The organism is Caballeronia sp. AZ10_KS36 (genome assembly GCF_023631105.1).
Classification (GTDB): Bacteria; Pseudomonadota; Gammaproteobacteria; order Burkholderiales; family Burkholderiaceae; genus Caballeronia.
Map to the genome: position 1 here is coordinate 164,425 of NZ_JALQDQ010000037.1, position 23,224 is coordinate 187,648.

Annotated in this window: 23 protein-coding genes; 18 read left to right on the plus strand and 5 right to left on the minus strand. The window is 62.6% G+C overall.

Annotated features, from left to right (window positions below):
* Positions 1 to 1,434 (plus strand): UdgX family uracil-DNA binding protein, encoded by a 1,434-nt coding sequence (locus NCR35_RS23275; RefSeq protein WP_250536289.1) that lies wholly within the window; start codon positions 1 to 3, stop codon positions 1,432 to 1,434.
* Here the strand turns inward: NCR35_RS23275 and NCR35_RS23280 are convergent.
* Positions 1,431 to 2,219: an SDR family NAD(P)-dependent oxidoreductase gene (locus tag NCR35_RS23280; protein ID WP_250536290.1), complete on the minus strand. Its 789-nt coding sequence runs from the start codon at positions 2,217 to 2,219 to the stop codon at positions 1,431 to 1,433. The two genes, NCR35_RS23275 and NCR35_RS23280, sit on opposite strands and share 4 nt — an antisense overlap.
* 222 nt (positions 2,220 to 2,441) lie before the next feature.
* Here NCR35_RS23280 and NCR35_RS23285 point away from each other — a divergent pair, with 222 nt between their 5' ends.
* The 5 genes from NCR35_RS23285 to NCR35_RS23305 all read left to right on the plus strand — a co-directional run bounded on the left by NCR35_RS23285 (position 2,442) and on the right by NCR35_RS23305 (position 7,639).
* Positions 2,442 to 3,194 (plus strand): DUF4410 domain-containing protein, encoded by a 753-nt coding sequence (locus tag NCR35_RS23285; protein ID WP_250536291.1) that lies wholly within the window; start codon positions 2,442 to 2,444, stop codon positions 3,192 to 3,194.
* Between the two features lie 68 nt (positions 3,195 to 3,262).
* The gene (gene cls, locus NCR35_RS23290) at positions 3,263 to 4,534 is read left to right on the plus strand and encodes a cardiolipin synthase (RefSeq protein WP_250536292.1); all 1,272 of its coding nucleotides are present in this window, start codon (positions 3,263 to 3,265) and stop codon (positions 4,532 to 4,534) included.
* Positions 4,535 to 4,651: 117 nt separating this feature from the next.
* Positions 4,652 to 6,718 (plus strand): putative bifunctional diguanylate cyclase/phosphodiesterase, encoded by a 2,067-nt coding sequence (locus NCR35_RS23295; protein ID WP_250536293.1) that lies wholly within the window; start codon positions 4,652 to 4,654, stop codon positions 6,716 to 6,718.
* Between the two features lie 94 nt (positions 6,719 to 6,812).
* Positions 6,813 to 7,256, plus strand: a complete 444-nt coding sequence (locus NCR35_RS23300) for a MarR family winged helix-turn-helix transcriptional regulator (RefSeq protein WP_175945515.1) — start codon at positions 6,813 to 6,815, stop codon at positions 7,254 to 7,256.
* 89 nt (positions 7,257 to 7,345) lie between these two features.
* Positions 7,346 to 7,639 carry a DUF4148 domain-containing protein gene (locus NCR35_RS23305; RefSeq protein ID WP_244851117.1) on the plus strand — a complete coding sequence of 98 codons (294 nt, stop codon included), beginning with the start codon at positions 7,346 to 7,348 and terminating at the stop codon, positions 7,637 to 7,639.
* Between the two features lie 4 nt (positions 7,640 to 7,643).
* Here the strand turns inward: NCR35_RS23305 and NCR35_RS23310 are convergent, their stop codons facing one another.
* Positions 7,644 to 8,510 (minus strand): EAL domain-containing protein, encoded by an 867-nt coding sequence (locus tag NCR35_RS23310; protein WP_250536294.1) that lies wholly within the window; start codon positions 8,508 to 8,510, stop codon positions 7,644 to 7,646.
* Positions 8,511 to 8,841: 331 nt separating this feature from the next.
* Complete coding sequence (locus NCR35_RS23315; RefSeq protein ID WP_250536295.1) at positions 8,842 to 9,963, minus strand: ABC transporter ATP-binding protein; 1,122 nt, start codon at positions 9,961 to 9,963, stop codon at positions 8,842 to 8,844.
* A gap of 256 nt (positions 9,964 to 10,219) precedes the next feature.
* Between NCR35_RS23315 and NCR35_RS23320 the strand changes: the two genes are divergently transcribed.
* The 8 genes from NCR35_RS23320 (at position 10,220) to NCR35_RS23355 (ending at position 17,835) form a co-directional block, all read left to right on the plus strand.
* Positions 10,220 to 11,590: an ABC transporter substrate-binding protein gene (locus tag NCR35_RS23320; protein WP_244850452.1), complete on the plus strand. Its 1,371-nt coding sequence runs from the start codon at positions 10,220 to 10,222 to the stop codon at positions 11,588 to 11,590.
* A 29-nt stretch (positions 11,591 to 11,619) separates the two neighbouring features.
* On the plus strand, positions 11,620 to 12,561 hold the full coding sequence (locus NCR35_RS23325) for a carbohydrate ABC transporter permease (RefSeq protein WP_250536296.1): 942 nt from the start codon (positions 11,620 to 11,622) through the stop codon (positions 12,559 to 12,561).
* Positions 12,558 to 13,439 carry a carbohydrate ABC transporter permease gene (locus NCR35_RS23330; RefSeq protein WP_244850439.1) on the plus strand — a complete coding sequence of 294 codons (882 nt, stop codon included), beginning with the start codon at positions 12,558 to 12,560 and terminating at the stop codon, positions 13,437 to 13,439. Before NCR35_RS23325 ends, NCR35_RS23330 begins: the two co-directional genes overlap by 4 nt.
* Positions 13,440 to 13,475: 36 nt before the next feature.
* Positions 13,476 to 14,456, plus strand: a complete 981-nt coding sequence (locus NCR35_RS23335) for a sugar-binding transcriptional regulator (protein WP_244850437.1) — start codon at positions 13,476 to 13,478, stop codon at positions 14,454 to 14,456.
* Positions 14,457 to 14,464: 8 nt separating this feature from the next.
* The gene (locus NCR35_RS23340; RefSeq protein ID WP_250536297.1) at positions 14,465 to 15,211 is read left to right on the plus strand and encodes an SDR family oxidoreductase; all 747 of its coding nucleotides are present in this window, start codon (positions 14,465 to 14,467) and stop codon (positions 15,209 to 15,211) included.
* A gap of 75 nt (positions 15,212 to 15,286) precedes the next feature.
* On the plus strand, positions 15,287 to 16,321 hold the full coding sequence (locus tag NCR35_RS23345; protein WP_244850427.1) for an NAD(P)-dependent alcohol dehydrogenase: 1,035 nt from the start codon (positions 15,287 to 15,289) through the stop codon (positions 16,319 to 16,321).
* Positions 16,322 to 16,356: 35 nt separating this feature from the next.
* Complete coding sequence (locus NCR35_RS23350; RefSeq protein WP_250536298.1) at positions 16,357 to 17,448, plus strand: alcohol dehydrogenase catalytic domain-containing protein; 1,092 nt, start codon at positions 16,357 to 16,359, stop codon at positions 17,446 to 17,448.
* A gap of 147 nt (positions 17,449 to 17,595) precedes the next feature.
* The gene (locus tag NCR35_RS23355) at positions 17,596 to 17,835 is read left to right on the plus strand and encodes a hypothetical protein (protein WP_244850423.1); all 240 of its coding nucleotides are present in this window, start codon (positions 17,596 to 17,598) and stop codon (positions 17,833 to 17,835) included.
* A 27-nt stretch (positions 17,836 to 17,862) separates the two neighbouring features.
* Here the strand turns inward: NCR35_RS23355 and NCR35_RS29935 are convergent, their stop codons facing one another.
* Entirely contained in the window at positions 17,863 to 17,988 is a 126-nt protein-coding gene (locus NCR35_RS29935; RefSeq protein ID WP_284503238.1) for a hypothetical protein, read from the minus strand.
* 185 nt (positions 17,989 to 18,173) lie between these two features.
* Between NCR35_RS29935 and NCR35_RS23360 the strand changes: the two genes are divergently transcribed.
* From NCR35_RS23360 to NCR35_RS23370, 3 genes are read left to right on the plus strand one after another with little or no spacing between them, the layout of a single operon-like run.
* Entirely contained in the window at positions 18,174 to 18,629 is a 456-nt protein-coding gene (locus tag NCR35_RS23360) for a (2Fe-2S)-binding protein (protein WP_175945496.1), read from the plus strand.
* 1 nt (position 18,630) lies between these two features.
* A complete protein-coding gene (locus NCR35_RS23365) occupies positions 18,631 to 20,871 on the plus strand; it encodes a xanthine dehydrogenase family protein molybdopterin-binding subunit (RefSeq protein WP_250536299.1) in 2,241 nt (746 codons plus the stop codon).
* 9 nt (positions 20,872 to 20,880) lie between these two features.
* On the plus strand, positions 20,881 to 22,173 hold the full coding sequence (locus NCR35_RS23370; RefSeq protein WP_250536300.1) for a cytochrome c: 1,293 nt from the start codon (positions 20,881 to 20,883) through the stop codon (positions 22,171 to 22,173).
* Positions 22,174 to 22,198: 25 nt separating this feature from the next.
* Here the strand turns inward: NCR35_RS23370 and NCR35_RS23375 are convergent, their stop codons facing one another.
* Positions 22,199 to 22,468, minus strand: a complete 270-nt coding sequence (locus NCR35_RS23375) for a DUF1488 family protein (protein ID WP_244850417.1) — start codon at positions 22,466 to 22,468, stop codon at positions 22,199 to 22,201.
* Positions 22,469 to 22,787: 319 nt separating this feature from the next.
* On the opposite strand from NCR35_RS23375, the gene NCR35_RS23380 reads away from it, so the two are divergent.
* Positions 22,788 to 23,216: a DUF3331 domain-containing protein gene (locus tag NCR35_RS23380; RefSeq protein WP_250536301.1), complete on the plus strand. Its 429-nt coding sequence runs from the start codon at positions 22,788 to 22,790 to the stop codon at positions 23,214 to 23,216.
* Positions 23,217 to 23,224 lie beyond the last annotated feature (8 nt).

Below are 23,224 nucleotides of genomic sequence, written 5' to 3' on the forward strand. Positions count from 1 at the left end.
ATGCACGTCATCACCATCGACGACGACTTCGACGCGTGGCGCAGCGCGGCGCTCGACGCGCTCGCGCAAGACCTGAAGCCCGAGTCGATCGAATGGCGCACGCAGCAAAGCGACACCCCCGCGTTGTTCGCCGCTTCCACCGCAATGGCCGCGCCGGCCACTGAGGCGGCGCAAGTGCGCGTGTCACGCGAACTCGCCGCGTTGTTCAAGGACGCCGCGCATTTCCGCGACGAGCGGCGCTTTGGCTTCCTGTATCGCGTGCTGTGGCGCTGGACGCATGGCGACCGCTCGGTGGCGTCCGCGGCCGATGAAGACGGCGCGCGGCTCTACAAGATGGCGAAGGCGGTGCGCCGCGCGCAGCACGACATGATCGCGTACGTGCGGTTCCGGCAGCGAGAGGCGTCGCTCGGACCGCCGGAATTCGTCGCGTGGTACGAGCCGGATCACGACGTGCTCGCCTGGGGCGCGGAGCATTTCGCGGCGCGCATGGGCAAGTCGACGTGGCTCATCACGACGCCGGATGGCGCGGCCATGTGGAACGGCGAGCGTCTGCAAATCGAGCGACGCCGCGCGCTCGCCTCCGACCATGCATCCGACACGCCCGACGCCGCCGAAGACCTGTGGATGACCTACTACCGCAGCATCTTCAACCCTGCGCGCCTGAACGAATCCGTGCTCGAACAGCAAATGCCGGTGCGCTTCTGGAAGGGATTGCCGGAAGGCGCGCTCATTCCGCAGCTCGTCAGCGATGCGCGCGGCGGCGCGCGGCGCGTCGCGCAGGCGCGGGCGGTCGGCGCGCTCGGCGGCAAGATCGTGCAGGTGGAGGCAGAAGACGCGCAGCCGGAACGCGACGCGCCCACGTCGCTCGACGCCTGCCGCCGCTGCGATCTCTGGCGTCACGCGACGCAAGCCGTTCACGGCGCGGGCCCGGCCGATGCGCGCATCATGCTGCTCGGCGAGCAGCCGGGCGATCAGGAAGACCTGAAAGGCGAGCCGTTCGTCGGCCCCGCCGGCCAGTTGCTCGACGACGCCATGCGCCAGGCGCAGGTGCCGCGCGAGCAGGTTTATCTGACCAACGCCGTGAAGCATTTCAAATGGGAGCCGCGCGGCAAGCGGCGGCTGCACAAGACGCCCGCGCAGCAGGAAGTCGAAGCGTGCTCGTACTGGCTCGAACGGGAGCTTGAGCAAACCGGCGCGCGCGTCATCGTCACGCTGGGCGCGACGGCGTTGACCGCGCTGCTCGGCAAGCGCGCGACGTTGCGGGCGCATGTCGGCCGCGTCACGCCGTATGGCGACAAGCTGATCGTCGCCACCTATCACCCGTCGTATGCGCTCAGGCAACTCGACGATACCGCGCGCGACAAGACCATCGCCGATATCGTCGATGCGCTCGCCAAGGCGCGGTCGCTGGCCGCGCAGACGCAGCCGGGCTAGAACGCGGCGCGCACCACGCCGCCGTCCGCGCGCAACGCCGCGCCGTTCGTCGCCGAAGACAACGCCGAGCATACGTACACCACCATGTTCGCGATTTCCTCGGGCGCGATGAAGCGCTTGAGCAGCGAACTCGGCCGCGCTTCTTCGAAGAACGACTTCTGCACATCCTCCATGCTCTTGCCGCCGGAGAGCTTCTCGACGAACTCGGTCACGCCTTCGGAACTGGTCGGGCCGGGCAAGACGGAGTTGACGGTGACGCCGGTGCCCGCGCACGTTTCGGCAAGCCCGCGCGACAGGGCCAGTTGCGCGGTTTTGGTCAGACCGTAGTGGATCATTTCGACGGGAATCTGAATGCCGCTCTCGCTGCTGATGAACACCACGCGGCCCCAGTTCTTCTGCTTCATCTTCGGCAGATAGGCGCGCGACAGCCGCACGCCCGACATCACGTTCGCGTTGAAAAAGCGCAGCCAGTCGTCGTCGGAGATGTCTTCGAACGGCTTCGGCTCGAAGATGCCCATGTTGTTCACGAGGATGTCGACCTCGGGGAAGCGCTGCACGAGCGCGTCGACTTGCGCGGCGTCGGAGACATCGCCTGCGAAGCCTTCGGCCTGCGCGCCGGGAACGAGCTGGCGCAGCTTGTCGAGCGCCGCATCGACGGACGATTGCGAGCGTCCGTTCACGATCACACGCGCGCCTTCACGCGCGAGCGCCACGGCAATGGCATGGCCGATTCCCTTCGTCGACCCGGACACGAGTGCGAGCTTGTTGGCGATTTGCAGGTCCATGGTTGCTCCTCCGAAGCGTGGGTTGAATGGCGGCGTTCGAGCGCGCGTTCGACGCATGGTAGCGAGACTCGCGTCTTCATGCTCGAAAGCGGCTCGGCACGCCTGACACCCGGCGACATAAATGTTGAATGGCGTGCGCGGCGGGCATCGTCCATAGTTGCGCCACGGTGATCGACAGCCACGCCGCAGACCGCCACGCGACCAACGAACCCAGGTGCCGACATGTCCGATGCAACGAACTTCTCCTCGCTCGATTCCCTCGTCCGCCACGCCCGCCGCGCGCTCGTCGCGGGGCTAGTAACGGGCGTCGCGCTCTTTGCGGGCGCGGCGAACGCGGCCGGCGCCAGCGGTCAGACGGCGCCCGTCGCTGCGGTGCCCGCGGACACGACGATCTACGTGTATCCCTTCCAAAGCGACGCGGGCGACGTGAAGCTCGACAATCACGGCCTCGCGTCGAAGCTGAAGACGGCCATGTCCGGCGACACGCAAGCCCAGCAGCAGGCGCAAGACGCCATCGCGGCGCGTGAAGAAGTGGCCGACGAAATCGTCGCGAAACTGCATTCGATGGGTCTGCGCGCGGTCCGCGCCGACGTCGCGCCGCCCGATGACCAGAACGCGCTCGAAGTCGTCGGCAGCATCGACAAGATCGACGCGGGCAATCGCCGCCGCCGCGTGTTGATCGGGCTCGGCGCGGGACAAAGCAAGGTCACGGCCACTGTGCAGCTCGTGTTCAAGCCGGCGCACGGCGCGCCGCAATTGATCGAACAGTTCGATGCCAGCGCCGACAGCGGCCACGCGCCGGGCGTCGCGGAAACAGCGGGCGTCGGCGCGGTGGCGGGTCATGCGGTGAGTTCGCTTGCCGTCTCCGGCGGACTGCATGCGGTTTCCGAAACGAAGCGCGCCGGCGTTTCATCGGATGAACAGCGGCTCTCCGACGCCATTGCCAAGCAGATCGGGCAATCCTCGCAAACCTGATGGCCCGCGCGTTCCGGAACCACATACACTACCGGTTCCGGACGGATGTTCGCTTCGCGAGGCCCTGCATGCCGACGATTGCCCTGATTGCGTTGACCGTCGTCGCGACTGTGTTCGTGGTATTGGTAATCGCCAACCTGACGAGCGGTGAAAAGAAGATCGAGCACAAGATCGAGCGTCTCTACGCGAGCGACGATCCGCAGTTCCTCCGCTCGATGGGCCTGCTGCTCGGACCGCCCGTGGTGGACGGCAACCTTTTCGAGGTGCTCGTGAACGGCGACGAAATCTTTCCCTCGATGCTCGAAGGCATCCGCTCGGCGAAGAAGACGATCACCTTTGAAACCTTCATCTACTGGTCGGGCGCGATCGGCGAGCAGTTCGCGAACGCGCTCGCCGAGAAGGCGCGCGCAGGCGTCTCGGTGCATGTGCTGCTCGACTGGGTCGGGTCGTCCAAGATGGACAAGCGCTACTTGCAGACGCTGCGCGATGCGGGCGCCCAGGTGATTCAGTATCACAAGCCGCACTGGACGGGACTCGGCCGCATGAACGACCGCACGCACCGCAAGCTCCTCGTGATCGACGGCCGCACGGGTTTCACGGGCGGCGTCGGCATCGCGGACGAATGGACAGGCCATGCGCAGGACGAGAAGCACTGGCGCGATACGCACTTCCGCGTGCAAGGTCCGGCGGTCGGGCAGATGCAGGCGGTCTTCATGGACAACTGGGTCAAGGCCACCGGCAACGTGCTGCACGGCGCGGACTACTTTCCCGAGATAGCGCGTGCGGGCGACGGTCTCGCGCACATGTTCAGCAGTTCGCCTTCGGGCGGCAGCGACGACATGCAGCTCATGTATCTGATGGCGATCACCGCCGCGACGCATTCCATTCACCTGTCGAGCGCGTACTTCGTGCCGGACAAGCTGACGATCAACGCGATCGTCGAGGCAGCGCGGCGCGGCGTGCGCGTGCGCATCATCACGCCGGGCAAGCGCATCGACACGCATACGGTGCGCGAGGCGTCGCGCGCCTGCTGGGGCGATCTGCTCGCGGCGGGCGTCGAAATGTACGAATACCAACCGACGATGTTTCATTGCAAGCTCATCGTGGTCGACGAATTCCTGGTCTCGGTCGGCTCGACCAATTTCGACAGCCGGTCGTTCAAGCTCAACGACGAAGCGAACCTCAACATCTACGACCGCGATTTCGCGCGCCAGCAAACGGCGATTTTCGATGCCGATATCGAGCGTTCCAAACGCATTACGCTCGAAGACTGGCAGCGGCGCGGGCTCGCCGAACGGATGCTGGAACGCGTCGTGGCATTGTTGGATCCGGAACTGTAATGCGCCTGCTCATGGACAAATCCAGTGCTTGCGCCGAGCTTTCGAGCGGCCTAAAGATTCGCCCCTGTGCGCCGATAAGTCGCTTACGCAAACCCGCCCCTTTCATCCCGGCACTTCATGCACGGTACCTATAACTTCTGGCTCGTCGCGGCATCGCTCGTCGTCGCCACGCTCGCCTCGTACACGGCCCTCGACATCTCCGGCCGCATCGCGATGCTGTCGCATTCGCGCATGCGCCATGTCTGGCTCGCGGGCGGCGCGGCCTCGATGGGCATCGGCATCTGGTCGATGCACTTCGTCGGCGTGCTGGCGTTTTCGCTGCCCATCAAGCTCGGCTACGACTTTCGCATCACGGCGGCGTCGCTCGTGATCGCGATGCTGGTGTCGTTCTTCGCGCTCTCGGTCATCAACCGCGTGCGCCTGTCATTCCAGCGCCTCGGTGCGAGCAGCATGCTGATGGGAGCGGGCATTGCCGCGATGCACTACACGGGCGATGCCGCGATGCGCATGCATCCGGCGATACAGTACGACCCGCTGCTTTTCACGGCGTCCATCGTGATCGCCGTGGTCGCGTCGGGCGCGGCCTTGTGGATCGCACGCGTGCTGTCGAACGCGAACCAGTCGAACATCACGCAAAAGCGCGTTGTCGCTGCGCTCGTCATGGGCGTCGCGATCACCGGCATGCACTATACGGGCAACGCCGCCGCGAATTTCCTGCCGGGCGCGATTTGCGGCGCGGCCAACGACGTCGATGTGCATTGGCTCGCCACGACGGTCATGCTGTTCACGTTCGCCATCCTGATCATCACGCTCGTGCTGTCGCGTTTCGATGCACAGAATGAATTGCTCGCGGGTTCGGTTTCGCGCCTGCACGGGCAGATCGTTCACATGGCGACGTTCGACACGCTCACGGAGTTGCCGAATCGCCGCACGGTGACGGAGCGCATCGGCCGGGCGGTCAGGAACGCGACGAACAACGGCAGCCGCTTTGCGATCCTGTTCATGGATCTGGACGGCTTCAAGACCATCAACGATTCGCTCGGCCATTCGATCGGCGACGAAGTGCTGCAAGCCTTCGCCAAGCGCCTTCTGCAATGCGTGCGCGGCGGCGATGCGGTCGGGCGGCTCGGCGGCGACGAGTTCGTCGTCCTGCTCGAAGGAATCGGCCCGCCCACGGATGTCGAGAAGCTCGCGGAACGCATTCTCGATGCCATGAGAAAGGGTCTCGTCGTCGCGGATCATTCGCTGCAAGTGATGCCGAGCATCGGCATCGCGCTTTTCCCCGAAGACGGCGATAGCGTCGAAACGCTGCTCAAGCATGCGGATGTCGCGATGTATGAGGCCAAGCGCGGCGGACGCAGCACGTATCGCTTCTTCGAGGCGAGCATGAACGAGGCGGCGGTGCGCACGTTGCAGATTCAGCAGGCGTTGCATGAGGCGTTGACCGACGGCTACTTCTACCTACTGTTCCAGCCGAAGTTTCGCGGGGACGGCCAGCTTGCGGGCGCGGAGGCGCTCATTCGGCTGAATCATCCGGAGATCGGTCTTTTGACGCCGATGGAATTCATTCCGATTGCGGAGCGTTCGGGGCAGATAGTCGATATCGGCTACTGGGTCGTGCGCGAGACCTGCCGGCATATCGTGCGGTGGCGCGAGTCGGGGCGCGCGGCGGTGAAGGTCGCCATCAATCTTTCGCCGCGGCAGTTGAACGAAGCGGACCTCGTCACGCGCGTGCTGCAGATCGTGCGCGAAGAAGGCGTGCGAAGCGATCAACTGATGTTCGAGATCACCGAATCCGTCGCCATGCAGGACGCGCCGCGCACGACCGAAATGATTCGCGCGTTTCAGGACAACGGCTGCGAGATCGCCATCGACGATTTCGGCACCGGCTATTCGAGCCTCGCCTATTTGCAGCGGTTCCGCGCCAAGCAGTTGAAGATCGACCGCTTCTTCACCAACGGGCTGGACGAAAACGGGCAGGAAGGGCGCGCTATTGTGTCGGCGATCATTGCGCTCGCGCATTCGCTCGATATGGATGTCGTCGCGGAAGGCGTGGAAACCGGCACGCAACTCGGCCGCCTGCAAGACATGCGGTGCGACGAAATGCAGGGCTTTCTGCTGGCGCGGCCGCTTTCATCCGACGCATTCGCCGCGCTGCTCGAAAGCGGTCGCGTGAATGTGTGAGACAGGTCATCGTTTGAAAGTCGTTAGGACGCCGTAGCAATCCATTGTGCGCCAGTGCGCGCACGCCCGCCGCGCTCGTCCCTATAATCGCGCGATGGAACCTCAACTCGACAAACGCTTCGGCTTTCTGATTGCGGACGTAGACCGTCTGTGCGGAAACCGCTTCGACGAACTCGCGAAATCGTCGCTCAATCTCACGCGCGCGCAATGCCGCGTGCTCGCTTACCTGTCGCATTACGGCGAAGTGAATCAGGCGCGGCTCGCGTCGCTGCTGGAAGTCGCGCCGATCTCCGCAGGCCGCCTGCTCGACCGCATGGAGGAGGGCGGCTGGATCGTGCGGCGGCTCAACCCCGATGACCGCCGCGAGCGTCAGGTGCGCATGACTCCGAAGGCGCAGAAGGCGCTCGACAAGGCGCGGCGCGTCGGCGACGAGATCGCGGCGGAAGCGCTCGCCGGTCTCGGCCGCCAGGAGAAGGATCAACTGATCGCGCTGTTACAACGTGTGCGGAGCAACCTGAGCCGGATCGTCGACCGGTGACGTGGGACCGCTTCTTGCAGAGCCGTGACGCGCCATGCAAAGAAACGGACCGTCCAACGCGACGGTCATTCACACCGGAGAATCTCATGCTGAACGTTCGCACCGCACCGCTCGCCGTCATCGCGCTGGCCGCCGCCGCGCTCGTCACGATGCCTTGCACGCCCGCGCACGCGCAGGATGCGGGCGCTTCCACGCCGAAGCAGATCAAGAAGGCGGAGCGAAAGGCGGCGCGCGCCAAGAAGAATGCCGAACTGAAAGACCTCGAAAAGAACGGCTACAACCCGGCTGGCGAGCAGACCGACTATCCGCAGAACTTGCAGAATGCGCAGCGGCGCGTGAATGCCGAGAAGGCCGGGCAGCCGGCGCCTGCATCGGCGCCCTGAGGACTCAGGCAGCGTCCGCAAACGGCATCGCGCGATGCTGCGCCGCCTCGACTGGCCGTGTCACACGGGCGCCGGGCACGCTGCCGATGCCTAACACCGGCCGCGCCAGATAAAAGCCTTGCGCAAGAACATGCGGCCACTGCGCGAGCCATTGCGCCTGCGCGGCGGTTTCCACGCCTTCGATCACCACTGACAGCTTCAGCCGCGCCATGAGCGAGAGCACCGACGAGAAGACAGTGCGCGCATCGGCATTCTGCGGCGCTTCGGCCAGCAGTTCCTTTGCGATCTTCACCGTCCCGAAGCTGATCGGGCCGAGCGCGGCAAGGCAGGCGAAGCCGGTGCCGAAGTCGTCCATCGCGACGTTGATGCCGCGCGCGCGCAAACGTTGCACGACCTTCGCGATCGACGGAAAGCGGGCGAGGTCCTGGCTCTCGGACAGCTCGACTTCGATTGACGAAGGCGCGATGCCGTGATCGCGGCATACGGCTTCGAGCCGGTCGGCGAAGCCTATCCGCGCGGCAACCGACGGCGGGACATTGATCGCAACCGGATACGTCGCGCCGCCGTTCGCCTGCCACATCGAGATGTCGAGGGAGACGGCGTTCATCACGAAGTCGGTGAGCTCGATCATGACTTCTTCGTCATCGAGCGCTTCGTGAAAAGCGCCGGGCAGCAGCAAGCCGAACTCGGGATGACGCCAGCGAATCAGGGCTTCCATCTGCGCGAGTTCGCCGCTGTCGACGCGGTAGATTCCCTGATAAGCCATGCAGAATTCGCCGGCTTCCAGCCCTTGCAGCACCCGCACTTTCAACGCGTGACCCGATTTCAGCGTGACATTCGACGCGTGCGAGCGGAGTGGAGTTGTCTTCATGCTATGCCGCCTTGCCAGTGGACCACGCGCTTAAATGCACGAGTCATGCCCGAATGCGCTATTCGTCGGGCGATTCGGCATCAGCGAGGGGAAACCCCGAGGCATGCCTCAAGAGAGTGCATGATTGGGACACGATAACGTTTCAATAGCGATACAGATTGCATGGCTCAGTATAAAAAACTGAGACACCGTGAGACCCGGCGGTAATAACTATCCTTGCGCCGCGCGTTCGACCGCGCGCGCTTTGCAGTTTCTGCTGACGTTTCAACAATCGTTTGTAATCCGCACTAGCGCAACGGCTCGCGCAACGACTGACGCACGACTCGCGCAATTAAATAGCCGCAGCTTGCGCGACGGATCGCACCCGCGCGAGCGCCTGGCCGTCTTCGCCGAAGAGATGCACGTGCCGAATGCTGAAGCCGACGTTCAGCCGCTGGCCATCGACAGCCGTGGATTCACCGGACCCTTTGACCTGAATCACGAGATCGTTCGGTAATCTAACGTGAAGCAGCGTCTCGCCGCCAAGGTGCTCGATCACCATCACATCGCCGACGAGACCGCTGTCGATATCGCCGCCGCGCTCCTCGATGAAATGCTCGGGCCGTATGCCGAGCGTGAGTGTTTCCCCCACCTTGACCGACGACGCATCGAAAGGCAGCGTCAACGGCTCGCCACCCGGCAGCTCGATGGTCACGCCAGCCTGATCCACGCGCAGCACGCGCACGTCGATGAAGTTCATCTTAGGCGAACCGATGAAACCCGCGACGAAGCGATTGTGCGGGGTGCGATACAACTCCAGCGGCGAACCGATCTGCTCCACGCGGCCATGATTGAGCACGACGATACGATCCGCCATGGTCATGGCCTCGGTCTGATCGTGCGTGACGTAGATCATCGTTGCGTTCAACTGCTTGTGGAGCTTGATGAGTTCGAGCCGCATCTGAACGCGCAGCGCGGCGTCGAGATTCGAAAGCGGTTCGTCGAAGAGAAAGACTTTCGGCTCACGAACGATGGACCGCCCAATGGCGACACGCTGACGCTGGCCGCCCGACAGCGCCCGCGGACGACGCTCCAGCAATTGCCCGATTTGCAGGATCTGCGCTGCGCGCTGCACGCGCTCCTTGATTTGCGCTTCGGGGAGCTTCAGCATGCGCAGTCCGAACGCGATGTTCTCGTAGACCGTCATGTGCGGATAGAGCGCATACGACTGAAACACCATCGCCACGCCGCGTTGCGACGGTTCGAGGTCGGTCACGTCTTCGCCGCCGATCATGACCTGTCCCGAGTCGCTTCGCTCAAGTCCCGCGATGGTGCGCAGCAACGTGGACTTGCCGCAGCCCGACGGACCCACGAAGACCATGAACTCACGGTCGGCTACTTCGATGTCGATGCCCTTGAGCACATCGGCGCCCGCAAAGGACTTGCGAATCTGCTGCAAATGGACTGCGCTCATGCGTGTCTCCTACCGGAACGAGTGCAAGGCTGAACTGCTCGATCGCGCGCAGTGCAGCATCGGATTGCTTCCGTCGATTTAGTTCTTGACAAGCTGTTCGGGCCCAAATATACAATTGTAAAACGCAAATTACAAGTGAAACGGAGCAGCCTGACGCGCTTCGAACTTCACTCGTCACGGTGGGACGCAAGGCAAGAGACAAAGAATCAGACGAAGAATCCGCAAGCCATCAGCTCAAGAAAAACAGGAGACAGGCATGAACAATCGCTTCATCCCGGCCAAGCACGTTGGCCCGCTCAAACACGTCGCGGCTATTGCGCTGCTTGCCGCAAGCGCCGCGTTCGCCGCATCGAACGCTCATGCCTGGACACTGAAAGAAGCGGCGCAGCCGTACTCGGGCACCACGATCAAAGCCATATTCCTCGATCGTCCGGGATACAAGGCCGCACAAACCCTGATACCGCAGTTCGAGAAGGAAACCGGCATCAAGGTCCGCTGGGAAGTCATTCCGTACGAGAACACGCGCGAGAAGGAAGTGCTGAACTTCGTCGGCGGCGGAGATCAGGACGTGGTGCTGGTCGACGTCGTGTGGATCGGCGAATTCGCGAGCAACAAGTGGCTCGTGCCGATCAAGAAGTTCACGGACGATGCGAAGCTCGCCGATCCGAGCCTGAATCTGAAGGGCTTCTTCCCGATCCTGCTCGATTCCTTCGGCACATGGGACAAGGTGACCTACGGCCTGCCGTTCGATAACTACTCGGGTCTCATGTTCTACAACAAGTGCATGTTGAAGGACGCAGGCTTCGACGAGCCGCCGAAGACGTGGGACGAATTGCTGAACACGTATGCGCCGAAGCTCACGAAGGGCGACAAGTTCGCCTTCGCATTGCAGTCGCGCCGTGGCGAAACGCAATCGGCGGATAGCTTCATGCGCGTGCTGTGGCCCAACGGCGGCTCGCTGCTCGATGCGAAGTTCAAGTCGAATCTGATGTCGCCGCAATCGCAGGCGGGCCTGGAATATCGGCAGAAGCTGATGAAGTACATGCCGCCGGGCATCGTGGACTTCGACCACGCCGAAGCGGTGAACGCGCTCGCGCAAGGGCAGGTGGCGATGATCACCGAATGGTCCGCGTTCTATCCGACGCTGACCGATCCGAGCAAGTCGAAGCTCGGCAACTGCCTCGCCATCACGACGGAGCCCAAAGGTCCTGCGGGTCTCAAGCCGGCGCTCGGCGGCTTCTCGCTTGCGGTCAACGCCAAGTCGAACGCGAAGAAGCAGGCGGCTTCGTGGCTCTTTATCCAATGGATCACGTCCGAGGCAATGGCGAAGCCGTATCTCGACGCGGGCGGCGTGCCGGCGCGCATGGCGGTCTATCAGGACAAGGCCGTGCAGGACAAGTATCCGTTCGTGAAGCCGATGGTGGAGTCGTGGCAAGGCGGCGTGCCTGATTACCGTCCGCGCTTCCCGGAATGGCCGGCTGTGTCGGAAGTCATCGGCGAATGGGGCAGCAAGATCATGCTCGGACAGGTGACGGTCAAGGAGGGCGCGCAGACCATCGGCCAGAAGACCGAGGACATCCTGAAGAAAGCGGGCTATTACGACGGCAAGAAGCCGCTCTTGAAGTAAGCACGACGATCAGGAACCGGAGACGACGGATGGCGAACAGCACTGCAACTCCCGCGACGCACGCACGAGGTCCGCGCAACGGCGCGCGGCGCTTCGCGCTACTGCCGCGCTCGCCTGCATTCTGGTTCCTGATTCCCGCTATTTTCGCGCTGGCGGTCATCGGCATCTATCCGCTATTGCTTGCGCTCTACAACTCGTTTCACCAGTACAAGCTGGCGGATCTCGCATCGGGCACGCCGTTCGTCGGCTTCGACAATTACATCGCGACGCTCTCGGACCCTTCGTTCTGGGGCGCGCTCGGACGCACTGCGTTATTCCTTTGCCTGACGTTGCCGATCGAAGTGGCGCTCGGTCTTTTCGCGGCGCTGATGCTGCATCGCACGGACCTGCGCTTCATGCGCGCGGCGGCGCGTGTGAGTCTCGTCATTCCGATGGCGACCACGTATGCGGTCGTCGGTCTGATCGGGCGGCTCATCTTCAACCGGCAGTTCGGCGTGGCGAACTATCTGACGGGCCTGTTCGGCATTCCGCCGCAGGACTGGCTGGCCGATCCGACGCTCGCATTCGTGTCCGTGATGATCATGGATGTGTGGCAATGGACGCCGTTTTGCGCGCTCATCATGCTGGCAGGGCTTTCGATGGTGCCGAAGGAAGCCGAAGAAGCCGCCCGCCTGGAAACGCCGAAATGGACCATGATTCTGTGGCACTTGCAGCGGCCGTATCTGCTGCCGGGCTTGACCGCCATTCTCATTCTTCGCTCGGCCGACATGCTCAAGATGTTCGACGCCGTCTTCACGATGACGCGCGGCGGCCCCGGCACGGCCACTGAGTTCATCAGCGTCTATATCCAGCGCGTGGGCTTTCGGCTCTTCGATCAAGGCATGGCGTCGGCGCAGGCCATCATTCTGCTGATTCTGACCATCGTGCTTTCGCGTCTCTACATTCGCTTTGTTTATCGGGAGGCCGCGTGAGTACATCGGCTCTGCAAACGTCGAACAACGGCACGAGTCAGCGCGCGAGGCGTGCGCGCGCCGCACGAAAGCGCGCGACCGTATGGCACTTTCTCGGCCTCGTGGTCGTGTTTCTGTCGTCCGTGTTTCCGTTCTACTGGATGGTGACGACGAGCCTGAAAAGTCAGGCCGATGCGCTCGCGTATCCGCCGAAGTGGCTCTTCAGTCCGACCTTGCATCACTATTCCGCCGCGCTCTTCGAACACGACGTAGCAGGCAGCTTGCTGAACTCATTCATCATCGCGAGTTGCACGACAGTGCTTGCCATTCTGCTGGGAACGCCTGCCGCGTACGCGCTCGCACGCTATGAATTTCGCGGCAAGGAAGACTTGTGGTTCTGGTTCATCTCGAACCGCATGGTGAGTCCCGTCGTGCTCGCCGTGCCGTTCTTTCTGATCGCGACAAAGCTCGATCTCGTCGATACGCATGTCGTGCTCATATTGCTCTATCTGACGTTCTCGTTGCCGATCGTCGTGTGGATCTGCACCGACCAGTTCCGCAACATTCCTGTCGAACTGGACGAAGCCGCGCGGCTCGACGGCGCGTCGCCGTGGCGCGTGTTCTGGCGCATCAATCTTCCGCTCGCGATGCCGGGCATCGTGGTTTCCGCGATCTTCGCGTTCATCTTCTCGTGGAACGATCTGCTCTATGCGCTGGTGCTCACGCGTACCGAGGCGATCACGTCGCCGGTCGCGGCGACCAGCTATATGAGCGGCTATGAATTGCCGTGGGGCGAAATCATGGCGACCGGCACGCTGATCGTGCTGCCGATGGTGGTGTTCGCGTTGCTCGTGTCGGGCCGGCTCGTACAAGGGCTCACGATGGGCGCGGTGAAGTAGACTCGCGCCCTTTTACAGCATGACCACAGTGAGAACATGAGCAAGACAGCGCCGTCCATCGCCATTGCAGAGACAGACGAGTCCATCGACTCGGAGGAAGAACTGCAGGCGCGCGTCGCCTGGCATTACTACGTCGGCAATCTGACGCAGCAGGAAATCGCGCAGCGTATCGGCAGCAATCGCGTGCGCGTGAACCGGCTGCTCGCGGCGAGCCGCGAATCGGGACTGGTGCAGATCACCATCAACAGCAAGATCGCGCCGTGCGTGGCGCTGGAAAGTGCGCTCGAACGGCGGTTCGGACTGGATTGCGCGGTCGTTGTGCCGACAGGCGCGAATACCGAGGCGAATAACACGGCTTTAGGCATCGGCGCGGCGTCGTACTTCGCGAAGCAGATCGTCGCGGGGCAGACCATTGGACTCGGCTGGGGCCGCACCATTCGCGCGGTCCTGCGCGCCATGCCGCAACGCAGTTACGGCGCGGTGTCGGCCGTGTCGCTGCAAGGGGGTTTGTCGCATTGCCCGAGCATCAATACGTTCGACATCGTCTCGGACTTCGCGAACATCTGCCGCGCGGACGGATATCTCTTTGCCGCGCCTATCTATGTGAGCAGTCAGAAGGCGCGTGACGTGATCTTGCAGGAAGGCACGGTGCGCGAAACGTATGAACTCGCGCGCTCGGCGGACCTCGCGCTGCTGACTTGCGGGGACCTCACTGAATCGCTCGTCGTGACGTACGGCATCGACAATCCCGACCAGTTGCGCACGCTCGAAAAAGCGGGCGCTGTGGGAGACATGCTCGGTCATTTCATGGATGAAGACGGCGAGTTGATCGACCATCCGCTGAATCGCCGCACCGTGGCGATCACGCTCGACGACTTGCGCAAGATTCGCCGCGTGGTTCTCGTGAGCGGCGGGGCGAAGAAGTTTCACGTCACGCGTGCGGCATTGCGCGGGCGCTATCCGTCGGTGCTCGTCACCGATGAAGACACCGCGCGACGTCTGTGCGATGAACCCTGAAGAGTCCAATGACACCGATCGACAGAAACCGCGAATTCGCCGGCAAGACCGTGCTCGTGACCGGCGCGGGAAAGGGCATCGGCCATGCGACGGTGCATCTGCTGACCGAGCGCGGCGCACGCGTCATCGCGCTGAGTCGCAGCGCGACGGATCTCGCTGCGCTTGCAAGCGAGACCGGTTGCGAGACCATCGCCGTCGATCTGGCCGATGCCGATGCAGCCCGCGAGGCGGCGCGCGCGGCGCAGCCGGTGGACCTGCTCGTGAACTGCGCGGGCCTCGTCGAATTGCAGCCTTTTCTCGATACGACCGTCGATGCCTTCGATCTCACGATGCACGTCAACGTACGCGCCGCGATGATCGTGGCGCAGGAGTGCGCAAGGAGCATGATCGCGCGGAAGGCGGGCGGCGCGATAGTGAACGTGTCGAGTCTGTCGGCCAATGTGGGCTTGCCGCTGCACGCATCGTATTGCGCATCGAAGGGCGCGCTGGATGCCATGACGCGCGTGATGGCGGTCGAATTGGGACCGCACGGCATCCGCGTGAATGCGGTCAACCCCGTCGTGACCATGACGCCGATGGCCGAGAAAGCCTGGAGCGATCCCGCGAAATCCGGCCCCATGCTCGCGCGCATTCCGCTCAATCGCTTCGTGCAGCCGGTGGAAGTGGCGCGCGCCATCGCGTATTTGCTCGGCGACGATTCCAGCATGGTGAGCGGCGTGAGCCTTGCGATCGACGGCGGCTTTCAGGCGGGATAGTTCACGACGCATCGAATAGATTCAATCGACTCAATCGACCCAATCGACTCAAACGAACAGCACGAAGGAACGACAATGGAAGCACTGGTTCTAGAAGAAGCACGCCGCATCAGCTTGCGCCCGTTCAGCTTGCCGCAGGTCGTGGGGCCGCGCGATGTGCGCATACGCATTCACACGGTCGGCATTTGCGGCAGCGATGTTCATTACTATCAGCACGGCCGCATCGGTCCGTTCGTCGTCAATGAGCCGATGGTTCTCGGGCACGAGGCATCCGGCACGGTGGTGGAAGTCGGCGAGGAAGTGACGAATCTGAAGGCGGGCGACCGCGTTTGCATGGAGCCGGGCGTGCCCGACACGGAATCGCGTGCATCGCGCGAAGGCATGTACAACCTCGATCCGAAGGTGCGCTTCTGGGCCACGCCGCCGGTGCACGGTTGTCTCGCCCCTTACGTGGTGCATCCCGCCGCGTTCACTTACAAGCTGCCGGACAACGTGAGTTTCGCCGAAGGCGCGATCGTCGAGCCGCTTTCCATCGGCTTGCAGGCCGCAAAGAAGGCCGCTATCAAGCCCGGCGATGTGGCCGTGGTGCTCGGCGCGGGCACCATCGGCATGATGTGCGCGCTGGCGGCGCTTGCCGGTGGATGCAGCCGCGCGATCGTGTGCGATCTCGTGCAGGAGAAGCTCGACCTGATCGGCGGCGTGCAGGGCGTGACGGCGGTGAACATTCGCGACGAGCGCGTGCAGGACGTCGTGGCGCGGCTGACCGACGGCTGGGGCGCGGATATCGTGTTCGAGGCAAGCGGCAACGAGAAGGCGTTCGAAGGCATTGTCGATCTGCTCTGCCCGGGTGGCTGTCTCGTGCTCGTCGGCATGCCGCAGCGCGCTATTCCTTTAGATGTTGTCGCGGTGCAGATCAAGGAAGCGCGTATCGAGTCCGTATTTCGTTACGCCAATATCTTCCCGCGCGCCATTCAGTTGATTGCATCGGGCAAGCTCGACGTCAAGCCGTTCATCTCGCGCACGTTCCCGTTCGCGGAAGGCATCAAGGCCTTCGAAGAAGCAGCGAGCGGCGTGCCGACGGACGTGAAAGTGCAGATCGTGATGGAATGAGGAAGCGCTAACGATACATGACGGGAGACGCGATCATGAGCACGGCATCGGCTGACAGCAGTGACGAAATGACGGCAGTCGTATGCCGCGCGCCGAAGGATTATCGCGTCGAACGTGTGAAGCGCCCGCGTGCCGCACGCAATGAGCTGGTGATCCGCATTGCTGCGTGCGGCATATGCGCGAGCGACTGCAAGTGCTGGTCGGGCGCCAAGATGTTCTGGGGCGGCCCGAATCCGTGGGTCAAAGCGCCGGTTATACCCGGCCATGAATTCTTCGGCTATGTGGAAGAACTCGGGGAGGGCGCGGCCGACCACTTCGGCGTGCAAGTCGGCGACAGAGTGATCGCCGAGCAGATCGTGCCTTGCGCGAAGTGCCGCTATTGCAAGTCCGGTCAGTACTGGATGTGCGAAGTGCATAACATCTTCGGCTTCCAGCGCGAGGTCGCCGACGGCGGCATGGCCGAATACATGCGCTTTCCGCCGACGGCCATCGTGCACAAGATACCGGACGGTATCTCGATCGAAGACGCGGCCATCATCGAACCGCTTGCTTGCGCGATTCATACGGTGAATCGCGGCGATATTCAATTGAGCGATGTCGTCGTGATCGCAGGCGCAGGCCCGCTCGGACTGATGATGGTGCAGGTCGCGCATCTGAAGACGCCGAAGAAGCTCGTCGTGATCGATCTCGTCGACGAGCGCCTCGCGCTCGCTCGCGAATACGGCGCGGATGTCACGATCAACCCGAAGAACGACAACGCGCTCGAGATGATCCGCTCGATTACGGATCAATACGGTTGCGACGTGTATATCGAGACTACCGGTTCGCCTTCGGGAGTGTCGCAGGGTCTCGAACTGATTCGGAAGCTGGGGCGTTTTGTCGAGTTCTCGGTATTCGGAAGCGATACGACCGTCGACTGGTCGATCATCGGCGATCGCAAGGAACTCGACGTGCGCGGCGCGCATCTCGGGCCGTATTGTTATCCGATCGCGATCGATCTTCTGGCGCGCGGACTGGTGACGTCGAAGGGCATCGTCACGCACGGCTTCACGCTCGAAGAATGGGACGCGGCCATCGAGGTCGCCAATTCGCTCGATTCGATCAAGGTGCTTTTGCGGCCCAAATGATCGTCGTGTAAGGACGAGTGAGTTGGTCTTCGAAGACCGACTCACATCGAATCCGGGGAGAGAACGGCAACGACGCTTCGCTTTGGCGCGCGGTTTGCTCTTATCAGCAAACCACCAACCGCTGAACCGCTCTCCCAGGACATGGCAGTGAACGCGCTCTTCCATATTCGGGTGCTGACAGACGCACTCTCCGGGTGTGCCGAAGACGGCATCAGGATTCACATTGCCCCCGGCGTCTACGAAGCGCATCAAGAGGACGACACGCTCGTGTTCGTCGATGCCGACCCACGCATGCGCGGGTCGGTCTCCGTGGACCTTTGCGAGTATCTGGAGACCACCATCTTTCCAGAAGAGCTCGCGCGTAAGGGCCTCATCGAGATCGTCTGACTCTGGATGAGACTCACGTTGCATCACTCACTGATGGGGCAGTTCGGTCTCTCGTGGTAAAGCAACTAACTGTCTTTCTCCACCGCCGCCATCGAATTCAAACAGCATATCGGTCCACCCTGAAAATCCGTAAAGCAGAGCGGTTTTTTTCATTCACGCTCTTTTCTTAAACCAGCGCTACAATCTCTCGTCCCTATACGGCCAGCCGCACGTGTCCTTGCGTCTCATAGCGCCCTATACCGGCCTCAACGCACAGCACCGTCCGGCGCCGATTGCCGTCGCACGCAGCCCCGCGATCGCGCGATTCGCCAATACCAACGCATAAGCCGGAGCCGCTCATGACTACGCTTTCCATCAATGGTCAGTCACACACTGTCGACGCGCCCCCAGACATGCCGCTTCTTTGGGTGTTACGCGACCTGGTCGGCTTGACCGGCACCAAATTCGGCTGCGGCATTGCCCAATGCGGCGCTTGCACCGTGCATCTCGACGGCGTCGCGGTGCGTTCCTGTGTGCTGCCCGTCGCGGCCATCGGCGACAAGAAGATCACGACGATCGAAGCTGTCGGCGCAACGCCTGCCGGCAAGAAAGTGCAGGACGCATGGAATCAACTCGATGTCGTTCAATGCGGTTACTGCCAGTCCGGGCAAGTGATGTCCGCTGCCGCGTTGATTGCAGCAGTCCCCAATCCGACCGATGCCGATATCGACGCCGCCATGACCGGCAACATCTGCCGCTGCGGTACATACAACCGCATTCGCGCGGCCATCAAGCAAGCAGCGAAGGGAGCGTGACATGTCGCGAGGACTACTCGAAGCGGGACGTCATGCGGCTTCCGCCGGATTTTCGCGCCGTTCGTTTCTGAAGCTCGGCCTGACCGCCAGTGTGACCGCGAGTGGCGGCTTTCTCATTGGCTTCAGCTTGCCCGCCGCAAGTCAGGATCAGAGCAAAGGCAAGTCGGTCATCGGCGGCGATGGCGTGGAGCCGGCTCAAGCGGGCGTCTTTGCGCCCAACGCTTTCGTGCAGATCGACAAGACCGGCAAGGTCGTGCTCATCATTCCGAAGGTGGAGATGGGGCAGGGCGTCTATACGTCGTTGCCGATGCTCATTGCCGAAGAACTCGAAGTGCCGATCGATAGCGTCACCATCGACCATGCGCCGCCCGACGAGAAGCTCTTCATGGACCCGCTATTGGGCGGTCAATTGACAGGCGGCTCGACATCCGTGCGCTATGCGTGGGAGCCCATGCGCAAGGCGGGCGCGGCAGCGCGCATGATGCTGGTCGCGGCGGCCGCGCAGCAGTGGCAATGCGATGCATCGACATGTCATGCACAAGGCGGCAAGGTCGTGCATGCATCGGGAGATCGCACGGCGAGCTACGGCGAGCTCGTGCAAGCGGCAGCAAGCATGCCGGTGCCGCAAGACAAAGATATCAAGCTCAAAGACCCGAAAGACTTCAAGATCATCGGCACGAAGGTCAGGCGCCTGGATTCGCCGGAAAAGGTGGATGGCACGGCAATGTTCGGGTTGGACGTGCGTTTGCCTGACATGGTCTATGCGGCCATCGTCAATTGCCCGGTATTCGGCGGCAAGCTCGTTTCCGTCGACGATAGCAACGCGCGAAAGATTCCCGGCGTGCGGCAGGTGATCAAGTTCGACAACGGCGTTGCGGTCGTCGGCGATCACACGTGGGCTGCGAAGCGCGGCGCCGCGGCATTGTCCATTCATTGGGACGAAGGCGCGGACGCCAATCTATCGACGAAGCAGATCATCGACGAACTGGCGGTTGCATCGCAGAAGTCAGGCGCCGTCGCCCGAAAGGACGGCGATGTCGGCAAGGGGTTCAATGACGCCAAGACACGCGTCGACGCCGTCTATCAACAGCCGTTTCTCGCGCACGCCACGATGGAGCCGGTCAACTGCACCGTGCATGTACGCCCCGATGGCTGCGATATCTGGCTCGGCACGCAAGTGCCGACGCGCATCGTCGACACGGCCGTGGCCATCACCGGATTGCCGCGCGAGAAGATCGTGCTGCATAACCATCTGCTGGGCGGTGGTTTCGGCAGACGGCTCGAAGTCGACATGGCGACTCAGGCGCTCAAGATCGGCAAGCAAGTCGGCACGCCGGTGAAGGTCACATGGTCGCGCGAGGAAGACATCCAGCACGACATGTATCGGCCTTACTACTACGACAAGCTCTCGGCCGGCCTCGATGCAAATGGCAAGCCCATTGCGTGGACGCATCGCATCGTGGGTTCGTCCATCATGGCGCGGTTCGCGCCGCCCGCTTACAAGAACGGTATCGACCCGGACGCCATCGAAGTCGCCGCCGACCTTCCGTATGACTTCCCGAATCAGGTGATCGAATACGTGCGTCAGGAGCCGCGGCATGTGCCGACTGCTTTCTGGCGCGGCGTCGGCCCGACGCGCGGCACGTTCGTCGTCGAGAGCTTTATCGACGAACTCGCTGTGCAAGCGAAGATCGATCCCGTGCAGTACCGGCGCGACCTGCTCAACAAGACACCGCGCGCGCGCAATGTGCTCGATGTCGCGACGCAGGCGGCCGGCTGGGGCAAGCAATCCATGCCGCAGGGCCAGGGACGCGGCGTATCGGTCATGCATGCGTTCGGCAGTTTCTTTTCGATGGTCGCCGACGTCACCGTCAACAAGGACGGCGAGGTGCAAGTCAATCGCATCGTGTGCGCGGTGGATTGCGGCATGGTCGTCAATCCCAATACGGTGGAAGCGCAAGTGCAGGGCGGCATCATCTTCGGCATCACGGCCGCGCTCTATAGCGAGATCACCATCGAAAACGGCCGCGTGCAGCAGAGCAACTTCACCGATTACCGGATGTTGCGCATCGACGAGACGCCGCCTATCGAAGTGCATATCGTCAAGAGCACCGAAGCGCCGGGGGGTATCGGCGAGCCTGGGACGGCGGCGCTCGCGCCCGCCATCACCAATGCGATCTATGCCGCAACGGGCAAGCGCCTGAGGCAGCTACCGGTCGGCAACCAGTTGCGCAGCGCCTAAGGAGACCCCATGAAATTTGCCCTCAGGCCCTTCACGGCCGCGTTTCTCGCGGCGAACATCGCACTCGCGGCAGCGCCTTTGACGGCGCGCGCGGATGCGTCGAGCGACGCGCTCGTCGCGCGCGGTGCTTACCTCGCCAAGGCCGGCGATTGCATCGCCTGTCACTCCGCGCCACGCGGCAAGCCCATGGCAGGCGGCTTGCCCATGACGACACCGCTCGGCGCCATCTACACGACGAACATCACGCCGGACCCGGATACGGGCATCGGCCGCTATACCGAGCAAGACTTCGCGCGTGCGCTGCGCGAAGGCGTCGCGAAGGATGGCCACAATCTCTATCCGGCCATGCCTTACCCGTCGTACGCGAAGATCAACGACGAGGACATGCATGCGCTCTACGCTTACTTCATGCATGGCGTCACGCCGGTCAAGCAGGCGAACCGCGCAGCCGATATCAAATGGCCGCTCAACATGCGCTGGCCGCTCATGCTCTGGAACGCGGTCTTTCTCGACAAAGGCGTCTATAAGGACAAGCCGGGCAAGGACGTGGCATGGAACCGCGGCGCGTATCTGACGCAAGGTCTCGGGCACTGCGGCGCGTGTCACACGCCGCGCGGCATCGCGTTTCAGGAGAAGGGGCTCGACGAGAGCAGCACGGCTTATCTGACGGGCGGCGTGCTCGACAACTGGTTCGGTTCCAATCTGACCGGCGAGCACAATACCGGGCTCGGGCGCTGGTCCGAGCAGGACCTCGTCGCGTTCCTGAAGACGGGCGCAAACGCGCACGCGACTGCATTCGGTTCGATGACGAGCGTCGTCAACAACAGCACGCAGATGCTCACCGATCAGGACGTGACCGCGATGGCGCACTATCTGAAGTCATTGCCGGCTGCGGGCGGCAACGGCAACGCGCCTTATTCATACGATTCGAAGGCGACGAAAGTGTCGTTGACGCGTCCGGCATCGGACTCCGGCGCGCGTGTTTATGCGGCCTTCTGCATGCATTGCCACGGCATCGACGGGCGGGGTTTCGCACCCATGCTCTCGCCGCTTGCGGGCAATCCGAACTTGCTGGAGAAAGATGCTTCGTCGCTTATCAACGTGACGCTGAACGGCACCGAGAACCTCGTTATTCAAGGCGTGCCTGCGCCGTATCCGATGCCTCGCTACGCGCCTGTTCTGAATGATCAGCAGATAGCGGATGTGGTGACGTTTATCCGCGGCGCATGGAACAACAACATGCCGGCTGTGCAGCCCGAGGATGTCGCGAAGATGCGCAAGGCAACGCAGGCAGCGCGATAGCCACCTGTTTTACCGACGCGCGGCATCAGGAAGAAAAATCCATCACGTCCAGATGAATGGAGTTGGACGGATGCGCTAAAAACTTCCGATGCACGCGCGCGCTGATGCGTTCGTAGCCATCGTTCAACGCTTTGAGAAGGCGCTCGTCGCTCGCGCCGACGGGCGCCCAGAAACATTGTTCCAACGCCCTGCGCGTGATGTTGCAGTGAATTTCCCGCTCACGGGAAAACGCGACGAAGCTGACCGTGGCACGGTCCGCCGAAACGGTCGCATTGATGCAGAGCTTGCTTGTCATGATTCGACAGGAGGTTTGCGGTTCGCTGCTTTTATTTTGTCAGAAATCGGTCAGCGTGCGCATGCTCGTTCCGTTGCAACGTACGGCAGCCGCCATACGTGGGCAGCGCGCCTTTCGAACGTTCGTTCGCCCTGTATTGCATTTCCTGCATCGACAAAAGCCGGGCAAGAAAGTGAAACGGTTCTTTTTCAGTTGTACTACCCTTAGAACCGTCTTCGTATGAGCGGGCGCGGAAGCGATCCATCGCGCTCGCAGTGTTTCCTACAACGTCAACACGCAATGCGAGACAGGCGCGCGTTGCGACAAGCCGGAGCGGAGCATGAAGCATCCCTCGCTATTGGATCCGTGGAGCCGTACCCTCGCCATGCTCGACAATCGTTCGGGCCGCTGCACTCATTCCGCGCAAGCAACATCGCCGATAGCCCGCTCTACGGCGAGCGGCGTGCGCGGCAACGTGAACACTTCGAACGGTCATGTGCCCGCTGCAAACATTCGATTGCTCGAGCGCCTGAGTGAATCCACGCTCGCGCTTTCATGGCACGACCCGACATCGTTTAATTATTCAGAGCAGGTGTGGGCGCTCTGCACCGCGCGCAAGGGCGGCGTCTGCGCGTTGAGCGGTCAGGCCATTCGCCGTGGACAACCCGTCTACAGGCCGCGCCGGGTCGGCAGCTCGGTACCGTTGAATAGCGGCGCGATGATCCTTGCGCTCGCGCTCGCGCCCGCCGTTCACGAGTCGACGGAATGATGTCGGGC